Source organism: Streptococcus vestibularis ATCC 49124, assembly GCF_000188295.1.
Taxonomy (GTDB): Bacteria; Bacillota; Bacilli; order Lactobacillales; family Streptococcaceae; genus Streptococcus; species Streptococcus vestibularis.
In genome coordinates this window covers 612094-625100 of sequence record NZ_GL831112.1, presented here as the reverse complement: position 1 = coordinate 625100, position 13007 = coordinate 612094, and the positions used below count along the sequence as shown (strand labels likewise).

Here is a 13007-nt window from a genome sequence, read left to right as displayed (position 1 = left end):
CACTAAAATATAGTTTTTTAATTTCATTTCCTACCTCTTGGTTTTTCCATCTTATAGCCCAAACCCCAGACAGTTTTGATAGCAGGAATATTTGAATTTGTATACTTGGTCAACTCTTGCCTCAAAGCATGGATATGAACATTGAGTGTATTGGTATCATCCACATAGTCCTCTTGCCATACCTTCTCGTAAAGTTCCGTCTTTGAAAAGACTCTCTCAGGATTGCTGGCTAATACCCATAGAAGTTCAAAGGATTTCACTGTCAATTCCAAAGGTTGGTCCCCTATGCGAACCTCATGAGTCACATGGTTGATCACTAAGTCACCAAGCTCGATTCGCTCTGTCTCACCTCCACGGCTAAGGCGACGTAAGATATTATTCACTCTTAAAACCAATTCGCGTGGGCTAAACGGTTTGGCTATGAAATCATCTGCTCCCAAACTTAATCCATAAATCTTATCCTGCTCGCTTGTCTTAGCAGTTGTAAATAGGAAGGGTTGATCCGGAGCAATATATTGAACCTCACTGATAAAATCATAACCGTCCATATTGGGCATCATGATATCTGTGATGATGAGGTCAATAGATTTTTTTCTGAAAAGTTCTAATCCCTCCTTGCCATCATGGGCGACTAAAACATCGTATCCTGCCTGTAAAAGATAGCGGTTTTGAATATCTAGAATATCTATCTCATCATCAACCAGCAAAATTGTCTTTTTCATCTGACGCTCCTCTGATAAAAACAGTGTTATACTTGCCTTAGTATAACACTATTTCTTCTAATATTTAAATGATTTGAATATTAATCTTCTCGTTTGGTTGTCAAACCTAAAAGTCCAACAAGGCCTGCCAAGGCTAGACCAAAGATACCAAGGCCAGCTGTAGCCGTTTGAGCTTCCCCAGTATTTGGTAGCATAGGTTGCCCATCATTTTTCCTAGTCTTAGCCATGGAATTATCTGTGGAATCAGCCGTTCTCATCTCTGAAATATGGGCTTCTTTCGTCATATCTTTCATTTTGTTCATTGAGTCTGACGTAGAAGAAGACATAGATATCTGATCTCCTTGAGGAGTTCTGGACATCATTTCTGATCCATGAAGTCGAATCGTTACTTGACGAGTAGCAACTAGATTGCTCAAGTCAGGTTTGCCATCTTTAGAACCATACACTTTGACAGTAGCTTGGTAAGTGTGAGTGCCATTGGCACGAAGTTGGTCTAGAAGGGCTTGTCCTTCTTTGCCTGTCGTGTTGCCATTCAAATCTACTTCGTAGAAATATTGGCCTTTAGCCAAGCCTTCAAGTGGCAATAGCGCTGGGTTATTCGCTGTTCCATTGTCAGACCATGGAGCTTTGTCTGAGGCCTTCAAGATAAGGCGAGTCAACATACCATCTCCACCAAAAGCTTCATATGGAATAACTTGGTTGACACCGGCCAAGAAAGGTCCAGGAACATTTGCTTTTTCAAGGTAGTTAGCTGGAACATCAATCATGTCTTTAATATTGTTAACAACAGACTCTTTAACCTGATTTGGTGTGGTTGAAGCATTCAAGTTAACAGTAAAATCCTTAGTCGCTACAAGATTTGTCAAATCAGCCTTGCCATCTTTAGCACCGTAAACTTTGATGGTAGCTTGATAGCTTTGAGTGCCATTTTGTTTCAACAAGTCTAACAAATCTTTATCAGATTTTCCTTGAGTGCCAGCCAAATCTACTTCATAGAAGTAGAGGCCTTTGCCCAATTTCTCTACTGGTGGAAGGGCAGGATTTTTAGCTGAACCGTTGTCTGACCATGGAGCCTTGTCTGAGGCCTTCAAGATAAGGCGAGTCAACATACCATCTCCAGCGAAGAATTCATAAGGAATAACTTGGTTGACACCGGCTGTGAATGGACCTGGGAAATTCGCTTTATCCAAGTAAGTAGCTGGAACATCTACTGTATCTTTGGTGTTGTCGGCTACACCTTTTTGCACTTCAGCTGGGGTAGTCAAACCATTCAAGTTGACATCCAAATCTTTTGTCGCTACTAGGTTAGTCAAATCAGCCTTGCCGTCTTTGGCACCGTAAACTTTGATGGTGGCTTTATAGCTTTGTGTACCATTTTGTTTTAAGAGGTCAAGTAGCTCTTTATCAGACTTACCTTGAGTGCCAGCCAAATCTACTTCATAGAAGTAGAGGCCTTTGCCCAATTTCTCTACTGGTGGAAGGGCAGGGTTTTTAGCTAAGCCATTGTCGGACCATGGAGCCTTGTCTGAAGACTTCAAGATAAGGCGAGTCAACATACCATCACCAGCGAAGAATTCATAAGGAATAACTTGGTTGACACCGGCTGTGAATGGACCTGGGAAGTTGGATTTGTCCAAGTATGTAGCTGGAACATCTACTGTATCTTTGGTGTTGTCAGCTACACCTTTTTGCACTTCAGCTGGAGTTGTTGCTGGTTGCGCTTCACTGACTTCACGGTCTTGCCCAGAAACTGTAGACGCAGGACTTTCCACAGGTTTAACTGCATCTTCTGTTTGTTTCTTAGAGTCAGGTTGTGCTTGCACTTCTTCTTTTGGTTCTACTACTTGATCTTTAGCATCGGTATCCGATTTTTCTGAAGAGTCTGTAGCATCCAAACTTGTTTTAGGTGTTGGAACAGACTGTTCTGAAGGAAGAGCTACATCGACTGCTTCTTTGAGAACCTCTACTGGTAAGTCGCTCTTTGCACTCTCGGAAGCAGCGTCTGGCACGACTTGAGCAGGGGTTGGATTGACGACGTCAGCACGTGCAGAACTTGGTTGATCGACTAGGACAAAAAAGCCACTGGCTACAACAACTGAAGCGACACCGACACTTAGACGGCGAATAGACCAACGAGTATATCTCTGATTTTGATTGAATTTCATAGGATTCTCCTTAGAGCTTTCTTTTTTTATGACTCTAGTATAATCTCCTAAATTTAAAAAGGATTAATAAAAAGTTGAAATTTTTCTTAAATCCCTCTTATAAAATACTTATATTGACTCAATGGTTATTGAAAAAAGAGTAGCCCTTCCTCTTCTACTCACTCAGCTCTGTTAGAGTATCCAAATGTTGGTTATTAATCACCACCATGATATAGGTGCTTGACCGTAAAAGGTCATCAGGACCGAATTGAACATCTAGAGGAGCATTTTCATAGTCACGAAATCCAAGTACATTGAGGTTGTATCGCCCACGTAAATCTAGCTGGCTAAGGCTTTTCCCCGACCAAGATTGGGGAATTCTCATCCCGACAATCGAAACATTCTTGTCCAGCTGAAAGACATCCACGCTGTATTATGGACAAAGATGCTACGCCCTATTTCACCCGCTAGTGTGATGTAACACGCCTTACCATTTTCCAAGATTATAGAATCCGCTCGGTTGCTGTTGGCCGTACCGATAACACGATAGAGTGCTTTTTTTAATTATAAGAGCAACAAATTTATAAGGATTTGGAAAAAATAAAAGGAAGTCGACCAACCACCAACTTCCTTTTTACCTATTTTTTATAATTTCTCCTCTATTTTAAGAAAACTTTAGGCTTTGCTTTATATACTATAACCATCCTAAAACTTTTCTTTTTCATAATCTCCTAAATCCAGGTATTAGGTCCTGGATTTTTTGTGTGAACAAAAATTATGAAATTTGAATCAAAGCTTTTCTTTTTTTGACTGACTAATCATCTCTAGAAAATAGGTATGGACCCTTGTATCACCTGTTAATTCTGGATGAAAAGAGGTGACAAGCATATGTTTTTCCTTGGCTGCCACGATTGCCCCATTGACTTGAGCTAAAATCTCAACTTCTGGGCCAATGGTTTCAATGATTGGTCCACGAATAAAGACCATGGGAATCTCACCAATTCCCTTAAAGTCAGCATTTGTGACAAAACTGCCCAGCTGACGACCATAGGCATTTCTGGCTACATTGATGTCCATGCTTGCTAAATGTTTTGTTTGGCCTCCCACTATGGTTTTGGCTAACAAAATCAGACCCGCACAAGTTCCAAATACAGGTAGTCCTGCATTAATTTTCGTCTTAATTGGCTCAAACAAATCTAAATCATGCAAAAGTTTCCCCATGACTGTCGACTCGCCTCCCGGTAGAATGAGCCCGTCTAAATCAGCATGAGTTTCCCAATCCTGTTGATTTCTGATTTGAACTGTTTCAACATCAAGTGCTTTCAAGACCTGCTCATGTTCCGCAAAAGCACCTTGTAATGCCAATATTCCGATTTTTGTCATCTATTTTCCTCGCTCTGCCATCAAGATTTCTATTTCATCCTTATTGATACCAACCATGGCTTCACCCAAATCTTCTGACACTTGCGCCAAAATATCCGGACGATCAAAGTTAGTTACTGCTTTGACAATGGCTTCCGCACGTTTTTTGGGATCTCCTGACTTGAAAATCCCTGAACCAACAAAGACACCTTCAGCACCCAACTGCATCATAAGCGCAGCATCGGCAGGCGTCGCTACACCACCAGCCGCAAAATTGACAACTGGCAATTTGCCATGTTCATGGACATAACGGACCAAGTCAATTGGTACCTGTAAGTCCTTGGCAGTAATGTAAAGCTCGTCTTCTCTGAGATTTTGAATACGGCAAATCTCTTGGTTCATAAGTCGCAAGTGGTGAACAGCTTGGACAATATCACCAGTCCCAGGCTCACCTTTGGTACGAATCATTGATGCCCCTTCAGAAATACGACGAAGAGCTTCACCAAGGTCCTTGGCCCCACAGACGAAAGGCACATCAAACTTGGTTTTATCCACATGAATAAGGTCATCAGCAGGCGTCAATACCTCACTCTCATCGATATAATCAATCTCAATAGCCTGCAAAATCTGTGCTTCCACAAAATGACCGATACGCACCTTGGCCATCACTGGAATACTGACAGCGGCCTGAATTTCCTTGATCATCTTAGGATCACTCATGCGTGATACACCACCCACAGCACGAATATCAGCTGGAATACGTTCCAAAGCCATAACTGCAGCTGCTCCAGCTGCTTCTGCAATACGTGCCTGCTCAGGGTTTTGAACGTCCATGATGACGCCCCCTTTAAGCATTTGTGCCAAATTTTTATTTAAGTCGTAACGATTTGTCATAGCGATCACCTCATATGTTTTTATGACCCTTATTTTACACAGGATAACTTTTGAAGAAAAGTGGCACTTTCACAAACTGTATGGGGACAATTCAGATCTCTATTGTCAGAATGAGCAGAATAATCACTAAATTAGAAGGTTTACTTCTATAGATTTTAATGATTTTTTAGTAACTGAATACTGGTGATGACAAATTATTTGGTGAGCATATTGTTTACTAAATGTTTAGTTAGCTAACAACAACTTTCTTTGTTAACCACAAAAATTCTTCTCCTACTTTAAGAAAACTTTAGGCTTTGCTTTATATACTATAACCATCCTAAAACTTTTCTTTTTCATAATCTCCTACATCCAGGGCACAAGTCCTGGATTTTTTGTGTGAACAAAAATTATGAAATTTGAATCATAGCTTTTCTTTTTTTGACTGACTAATCATCTCTAGAAAATAGGCATGAGCCCTTGTATCACCAGTCAATTCTGAATGAAATGAGGTGACAAGCATATGTTTTTCTTTAGCTGCCACGATAGCCACGTTGACTTGAGCTAAAATCTCAACTTCTGGGCCAATGGTTTCAATGATTGGTGCATGAATAAAGACTATAGGGCTATCACCAATTCCCTTTTCGAAGCACTCCATCCTATAATATAATTGTTTTTTTGCCTCTTATTACTGACTATCTTATTCGTAAAGAGCCTGCTTTTATTGAAAATGTCTCAACACTTCGAAATATTCACCCTATACAAGAAGGTTCTATTGAACTTCTAAACCTCTTACCGATAACTAAAGTCAAAAGTCCTAGGACGAAAAATTCCTCGTAGAAACCGTCAAGCAATCCGTAGACAATAGCCATAGGTTAGGTAAGAAAGCCAGAAACTTATTAAGCACGTCCATAGGGCTAGTAAAAGCTAAAACTTGAGGGCTAAAGTAATTATACTGACCTGACAGAGTGCTGACCATATCAGCGAAGAAATCCATGATCGTGAAAATAAAAGATACCCAAAAGAGAACATACCACTTTAGGCGTATAGGTAATTGTTTAAAGTCAAAATGACGTATCCAGAGATAAATAATCACTAAGACTAAGAGAATAACCTGTAAGTTCACTTGAGTAGGCTGCTCCTTCACTAGCCGTATTTGTCGCTGTCTCACTTATTGTTGTGTAAATGGTTGGCGATAGACTAGCCATATACATCTGGGGCGAACGGACAATAAACTGACCAAACATAATGATCGTAATAATACCGATATCAAACCACCTCAGATTCTTTAGAGGTTGTTCGGGACAAATTTTCTTGAGTAAGGACATTGATCTTTCCTTCTATCATCTTCATCGAAGACTGTTTTTCTTTAAGTCTATTATAGATAAAAAAACTTTAAATCTAACTAGAATTTTCAATAAAATTAGTATACTGTTAAAAAAGAAAAAGCAAGGGAAAGCATGTTTCCTTTGCTTCATTTTAATTATTAATCGTTCTTTTTGACAACGTTCACAAGTACAATAAGTTGGAGTACTGCTAAAACAAGTAAAACCCTAAATCCATTTTGACTCCCCTGAGCCGTTGCTTGTGCAAAGTCAATCTTATGATTGGTTTGACTTAAGGCAACGATGAGGGAAGCAAGTGTTGTCCCTACTGCTCCTGCAAATTGTTGGAGGGTATTAAAAATAGCATTGGCATCAGCCCGTTGGTCCAAGGGCAATTGCTTTTGTCCGTTAGTCATAACATTACCAAAAGCAACTCCAAGCCCCGTCATAAAAATCATGTAAAAGACAAGGATTAAAGTATTTGAAAGAGAAAGACCGAACACGCTAAATAGCAACTGAGCAAGTACGATAAGGATTGCTCCAATCAGAATTGGTTTACGTGCCCCCATCTTATCTAAAATAATTCCCGAGAATGGTGCAAATCCTGCACCAATCAATGCACCCGGAAGAATCATCAGGGCGGCAAGAGTAGTATTAGAGTGGTTAACCAACTGCACATAGTTTGGCAAGAGGAAACTCATCGCAAGGGATCCCAATTGAAAAGAAAAGAAAGCTATGATATGACCGGTCAGTTTACGATTTTTCAAAATCGAAAGATTGATAATGGGATTATCCAATTTAATTGAACGCCTAATCAAAATGCCAAGACCTAAGGTACCAATCAAAAGCCAACCTAAGACTGAGAAACTGAAGAAAGCATGATCAGCAATTCCATGAAGGCCTAAAATCAAGCCCAAGAAAAGAAAGATGATAGCCAGTAGACTGAGGATATCTAAAGATTCACGTTTAACCTCACTCTTTTGCTCAATGGAACGAAGCCCTGCTATCAGTGAAGCCAAGAGAATAGGAAACTGAACAAGGAAAATAGAACGCCAGCCAAAATGTGTCGTTAGAAGACCGCCGACGGTTGGGCCAATAGCTGGTGCAACCGCTGTAATCAGTGTACCAACCCCCATCATAAGACCAATCTTACGGCTAGGTATCCGCTCCAAAATGATATTAAACATGAGAGGAAGGGCAAAACCGACACCCAGACCTTGTACCAAGCGACCCAAGACTACAAAGCCAAAGTCAGGAGCTATAAAGTCGATAAGGACACCCAAGACCGACAGCAGATTGGCGATTAGGAAGATAGATTTCATCTTAAAGGAACGCTTGAGGTAGGCTGATAAGGGTACCACACAAGCAACGACTAATAGGTAGATGGTCGTGACCCACTGAACTGTTGATGTTGTTACTGAAAATTCCTTCATCAAAATTGGAAAGGTGATGTTCATAGCTGTTTCACCAGCCACTCCACAAAAGGAAAGGACCCCTGTCGCAAAGATGGCACACAGGATCTTGATGGAGATCTTTTCTTCTGACATAAGTATTTATTCCTCCTTGATAAACTTAAAGATTACGATAGTGTTGTAAAATTTTGAGAAAGATTTCTCTCTTTGGCTGAAAATTGCTGGACAAACTCTTCCTCTTCTGCCCTAAGATAGGCTTGACAGGCAGAAACAATCTTAACTGCCTTATCCGTTAGAGCAACTGCTTTTTGCCTAGCGTCTTTCAATGAGGTAAAGCGTTCGATAAGATCTTTTTTCTCCATCCGCTGTAAGAGAACTGTTGTTGTCGAACGCTGAATCTCAAATTCGTGCTCAATGTCACGTTGAAATACCTCATACTTAGCATGATTGGTTATAAAATCGATAATGGCCATCTGATTTCCAGTCAAATCATATTGTTTGGCAAACTGATCCAAGTGGCGCAACATATTGTTATTTGCTTGCTTCAACAAGCCTCCAAAATGGTCCAAAAAATAACTCCTTAACCATATTGTTAGCTAACTAGCGTTATGTAGTATAAGAGTTTTAGAAGGTAATGTCAATAACTTTTCAAAAAATTTCCACTCAACTTTCAATAGATTTCGAAAAAACTCAAGGACTTAAATCCTTGAGTTGCTTCACTTAATCTTTTTTGACAGGAATTTCCTTAATAATACGCGCTGGATTCCCACCTAGAACCACATTATCACCAAAGGACTTGGTAACGACTGCCCCTGCTCCAGCTACTACATTATTCCCCAATGTAACGCCTGGAAGAATGATCACACCTCCACCAGCCCAGAAATTATCGCCAATGGTAATCGGTGCCCCATATTCAATGCCTGAATTGCTCTCAGTTGGATCAAGCGGATGAAGAGGTGTTAAAAACTGACAATTGGGACCAATCATAGCATTGTCACCAATCGTGATAGGACAAATATCTAGCATAGTCAAATTCCAGTTAGAATAAAAATTTTCACCAATATGGATATTGACCCCATAATCGGTAACGAACTGAGGGTTCATAGCAACATTTTCCCCAGTAGAACCAAACCAAGATTTGACAATTTCAGCCCTCTTGAGACAGTTAGGTTCCGTATTAAAGGCCATTTGCTTTTCTCTAGATTTAGCTGCTAAAGCACGTAACTCAGGATCGCTAGGTTTATAAAACTCACCTGCAATCATTTTTTCATATTCTGTCGGCATGGCATTCTCCTCTTCTTGCTTCTTCTCCTATATTGTAGTATAGAAGTGATGTTACCACAAGCGAATGTGTGCTGTAAAAGTAAGTAAAGTCCTTTCATACTTTTATCATATTTAGTAATTTCCGTAGCCTTCAGACCGTTCATTAACAAAAAAACCAAGTTCTCTATGCAACTTGAGATTTTCTTTCTATCTGGGCATGCCTGAGTGTTTCAGGTCTTTTGATTATTTTCCTCATTTACCTTTGTTTGCTTTTTCCTCATCTTAATGTTAGTTATGCTATCAACAGATGAACCTGTGTCTCCATTCTTATCGAAATGGTTTTCCACCATATCTTCTTTTAAATCTAAGCTATTCAACTTCAATCAAGTTATAACAAAAAGTAGATTAGGACTTAGTTCCAATCTACTTTCATTCTAGATATTGAATGTTAACACCATAAATCTAACAAGTTTTCCAAATGTGTAACGGCATCTACAAAGTTATCCACAACGTAAGTTGCTACTTCTTTAACAGCCTTTGGAGCATGGGACATACAGTAAGAAATGTCTACCACCTCAACATTCCCAAATAAAAACACCTCATAGCTAGATTGTTATCCAACATAGAGGTGTTTTTTGTGCTTTTCTGAGTATTGTTATGTCTTTTGCAATACTAAACTACTAATAATCCTCACGTTCTTCATCTTTCTTACGTTTAGCAAGAAAAGCAAGACCTGTTGCAGTTGCCAAAGCACCAAATACCATTGATAATAATGAGTTTTCCTCACCTGTCTTAGGAAGAGCATGGCTACCACGTTTTTGTTTAGGATCCTTAACTTCAGAAGACGACTCTGATGCACTTGTTGATGCTGATCCTGAGTTCGACACTAACTGTGACTCGGAAATTGACTCACTTTCTGGGGATAATTCGGAATTTGATACAGATTGTAATTCTGAGATTGAGGCACTTTCTGAGGCAGACACAGAATTAGAAACTGATTGCGATTCTGAGATTGACTCACTTGTTGAAGTCGATTCTGAGTTAGACACTGATTGTGATTCAGAAATTGAGACACTTGTTGACGCTGATTCTGAAGCTGATGTGCTTGCTGACTCGGACGCGCTTGTTGAAGCGGATTCTGACGTGCTTATTGACGCTGAGTCTGAGTTTGATACTGATTGTGATTCTGAAATTGAGGCACTTTCTGACGCTGATTCTGAGTTTGACACTGATTGGGATGTAGATACAGAGGCACTTTCTGAGGCAGACACAGAATTAGAAACTGATTGCGATTCGGAGATTGAGGCACTTAATGAAGCGGATTCGGAGTTCGATACTGATTGTGACTCGGAATTTGATACACTTACTGAAGCCGATTCGGAGTTCGATACTGATTGTGATTTAAAAATTGACTCACTTGTTGAAGCGGATTCTGAATTTGATACTGATTGTGATTCGGAAATTGAGGCACTTTCTGACGCTGACTCGGAATTAGAAACTGATTGCGATTCTGAAATTGATTCACTTTCTGACGCTGACTCGGAATTTGATACTGATTGCGATTCTGAGATTGAGGCACTTAATGAAGCGGATTCGGAGTTCGATACTGATTGTGACTCGGAAATTGATACACTTACTGAAGCCGATTCTGAATTTGACAATGATTGTGACTCTGAAACTGACTCACTTTCTGACGCTGATTCTGAATTTGACAATGATTGTGACTCGGAAATTGATTCACTTACTGACGCTGAATCGGAATTTGATACTGATTGTGACTCGGAGATTGAGGCACTTACTGAAGCCGATTCTGAATTTGACAATGATTGTGACTCGGAAACTGAATCACTTTCTGACGCTGACTCGGAATTAGAAACTGATTGCGATTCTGAAATTGACTCACTCGTTGAAGCGGATTCTGAGTTTGACAATGATTGTGACTCGGAAACTGAATCACTTTCTGACGCTGATTCTGAAGCACTTACTGAAGCGGATTCTGAGTTCGATACTGATTGTGACTCGGAAACTGACTCACTTACAGAGGCTGATTCTGAGTTGGAAACAGACTGTGATGTAGATACAGAGGCACTTTCTGAGGCTGACTCAGAATTAGACAATGATTGTGACTCGGAAATTGAGGCACTTTCTGACGCTGATTCTGAGTTAGACACTGACTGTGACTCGGAAATTGAGGCACTTTCTGACGATGACTCGGAATTCGATACTGATTGCGATTCTGAGATTGAGGCACTTGTTGAAGCTGATTCGGAATTTGACAATGATTGTGACTCGGAAATTGACTCACTTGTTGAAGCTGACTCTGAGTTTGAAACAGACTGTGATTCAGAGATTGAGGCACTTTCTGACGCTGACTCGGAATTTGATACTGATTGTGAGTCTGAGATTGATTCACTTACTGAAGCGGATTCGGAGTTGGAAACAGACTGTGATGTAGATACAGACGCACTTGTTGAAGCGGATTCGGAGTTAGATACTGATTGTGATGTAGATACAGAGTCACTTTCTGAAGCGGATTCGGAATTTGATACTGATTGTGATTCTGAGATTGAGGCACTTGTTGACGCTGATTCTGATGCCGATGTGCTTACTGATTCTGAAGCACTTATTGACGCTGATTCTGAGTTCGATACTGATTGTGACTCTGAAACTGACTCACTTACAGAGGCGGATTCGGAATTTGACAATGATTGTGATGTAGATACAGAAGCACTTGTTGAAGCGGACTCTGAATTTGAAACAGACTGTGATTCAGAGATTAAGGCACTTTCTGACGCCGAATCGGAATTCGATACTGATTGTGACTCGGAAACTGAATCACTTTCTGACGCTGACTCGGAATTAGAAACTGATTGCGATTCGGAAATTGACTCACTCGTTGAAGCGGATTCTGAGTTTGACAATGATTGTGACTCGGAAACTGAATCACTTTCTGACGCTGATTCTGAAGCACTTACTGAAGCGGATTCGGAGTTCGATACTGATTGTGATTCGGAAATTGAGGCACTTAATGAATCGTAATCGGAGTTGGAAACAGACTGTGATGTAGATACAGAGGCACTTTCTGAGGCTGACTCAGAATTAGACAATGATTGTGACTCGGAATTTGAGGCACTTACAGACGCTGATTCTGACGCACTTGTTGACGCGGACTCTGATGCTGATGTGCTTGCTGAGTCTGACGCGCTTGTTGACGCGGACTCTGATGCTGATGTGCTTGCTGACTCGGACGCGCTTATTGACGCGGACTCTGATGCTGATGTGCTTGCTGACTCGGACGCGCTTATTGACGCTGATTCTGAATTTGATACTGATTGTGATTCTGAGATTGATTCACTTACTGAAGCGGATTCTGAGTTGGAAACAGACTGTGATGCAGATACAGAGGCACTTTCTGAGGCAGACACAGAATTAGAAACTGATTGTGATTCTGAGATTGACTCACTTACAGAGGCTGATTCTAAATTTGATACTGATTGCGATTCTGAGTTCGAGGCACTTACTGAAGCGGATTCTGAGTTCGATACTGATTGTGACTCTGAAACTGACTCACTTACAGAGGCTGATTCTGAATTTGATACTGATTGTGATTTAGAAATTGACTCACTTGTTGACGCTGATTCTGAAGCACTTGTGCTTGCTGATTCTGAAGCACTTGTTGATGCGGATTCAGAAGCTGACGTACTTGCTGACTCGGATGCCGATGTACTTGCTGACGCTGATTCTGAAGCACTTGTTGACGCTGACTCTGAAGCGGATGTGCTTGCTGATTCGGATGCCGATGTACTTTCTGACGCTGACTCGGAATTTGATACTGATTGTGATTCTGAGATTGAGGCACTTTCTGAAGCGGACTCACTTTGCGAAATACTAGTCTTCAAGTATGTA

Annotated in this window: 11 protein-coding genes and 2 pseudogenes; all 13 read right to left on the bottom strand. The window is 40.5% G+C overall.

The features are described 5' to 3' along the window. Nucleotides 1-23: 23 nt before the first annotated feature. The gene (locus HMPREF9425_RS03150; protein WP_003093677.1) at nt 24-722 is read right to left on the bottom strand and encodes a response regulator transcription factor; all 699 of its coding nucleotides are present in this window, start codon (nt 720-722) and stop codon (nt 24-26) included. Nucleotides 723-802: 80 nt separating this feature from the next. After that, on the bottom strand, nt 803-2887 hold the full coding sequence (locus HMPREF9425_RS03145) for an SSURE domain-containing protein (RefSeq protein WP_003096693.1): 2085 nt from the start codon (nt 2885-2887) through the stop codon (nt 803-805). Nucleotides 2888-3041: 154 nt separating this feature from the next. Continuing rightward, nucleotides 3042-3313: pseudogene (locus tag HMPREF9425_RS09295) on the bottom strand (TrkA family potassium uptake protein); the annotation flags it as partial. Between the two features lie 342 nt (nt 3314-3655). Further along, entirely contained in the window at nt 3656-4249 is a 594-nt protein-coding gene (gene pdxT / locus HMPREF9425_RS03140; protein WP_003096691.1) for a pyridoxal 5'-phosphate synthase glutaminase subunit PdxT, read from the bottom strand. Beyond that, entirely contained in the window at nt 4250-5122 is an 873-nt protein-coding gene (gene pdxS / locus HMPREF9425_RS03135) for a pyridoxal 5'-phosphate synthase lyase subunit PdxS (RefSeq protein ID WP_003094493.1), read from the bottom strand. Between the two features lie 403 nt (nt 5123-5525). After that, nucleotides 5526-5759, bottom strand: a complete 234-nt coding sequence (locus tag HMPREF9425_RS03130) for a type 1 glutamine amidotransferase family protein (protein WP_003094905.1) — start codon at nt 5757-5759, stop codon at nt 5526-5528. A 406-nt stretch (nt 5760-6165) separates the two neighbouring features. Continuing rightward, a complete protein-coding gene (locus tag HMPREF9425_RS10230; protein WP_003093541.1) occupies nt 6166-6429 on the bottom strand; it encodes a hypothetical protein in 264 nt (87 codons plus the stop codon). Between the two features lie 158 nt (nt 6430-6587). Beyond that, on the bottom strand, nt 6588-7973 hold the full coding sequence (locus HMPREF9425_RS03120; protein ID WP_003096687.1) for an MFS transporter: 1386 nt from the start codon (nt 7971-7973) through the stop codon (nt 6588-6590). Between the two features lie 32 nt (nt 7974-8005). Continuing rightward, complete coding sequence (locus HMPREF9425_RS03115; protein WP_003096685.1) at nt 8006-8407, bottom strand: MarR family winged helix-turn-helix transcriptional regulator; 402 nt, start codon at nt 8405-8407, stop codon at nt 8006-8008. Nucleotides 8408-8558: 151 nt separating this feature from the next. Further along, entirely contained in the window at nt 8559-9122 is a 564-nt protein-coding gene (locus HMPREF9425_RS03110) for a sugar O-acetyltransferase (protein ID WP_003096683.1), read from the bottom strand. 427 nt (nt 9123-9549) lie between these two features. Beyond that, nucleotides 9550-9699: a hypothetical protein gene (locus HMPREF9425_RS10025; RefSeq protein WP_211205174.1), complete on the bottom strand. Its 150-nt coding sequence runs from the start codon at nt 9697-9699 to the stop codon at nt 9550-9552. An 82-nt stretch (nt 9700-9781) separates the two neighbouring features. After that, nucleotides 9782-9988, bottom strand: coding sequence for an LPXTG cell wall anchor domain-containing protein (locus tag HMPREF9425_RS10670; protein ID WP_428835775.1), 207 nt, complete (start codon nt 9986-9988; stop codon nt 9782-9784). Between the two features lie 147 nt (nt 9989-10135). Beyond that, nucleotides 10136-13007 (bottom strand): annotated as a pseudogene (locus tag HMPREF9425_RS10665) (hypothetical protein); the annotation flags it as partial.

Bases quoted from the DNA above. Each gene is read 5' to 3' on its own strand.
- HMPREF9425_RS03150 (WP_003093677.1), bottom strand. From the start codon at position 722: ATGAAAAAGACAATTTTGCTGGTTGATGATGAGATAGATATTCTAGAT.
- HMPREF9425_RS03145 (WP_003096693.1), bottom strand. From the start codon at position 2,887: ATGAAATTCAATCAAAATCAGAGATATACTCGTTGGTCTATTCGCCGT.
- pdxT (WP_003096691.1), bottom strand. From the start codon at position 4,249: ATGACAAAAATCGGAATATTGGCATTACAAGGTGCTTTTGCGGAACAT.
- pdxS (WP_003094493.1), bottom strand. From the start codon at position 5,122: ATGACAAATCGTTACGACTTAAATAAAAATTTGGCACAAATGCTTAAA.
- HMPREF9425_RS03130 (WP_003094905.1), bottom strand. From the start codon at position 5,759: ATGGAGTGCTTCGAAAAGGGAATTGGTGATAGCCCTATAGTCTTTATT.
- HMPREF9425_RS10230 (WP_003093541.1), bottom strand. From the start codon at position 6,429: ATGTCCTTACTCAAGAAAATTTGTCCCGAACAACCTCTAAAGAATCTG.
- HMPREF9425_RS03120 (WP_003096687.1), bottom strand. From the start codon at position 7,973: ATGTCAGAAGAAAAGATCTCCATCAAGATCCTGTGTGCCATCTTTGCG.
- HMPREF9425_RS03110 (WP_003096683.1), bottom strand. From the start codon at position 9,122: ATGCCGACAGAATATGAAAAAATGATTGCAGGTGAGTTTTATAAACCT.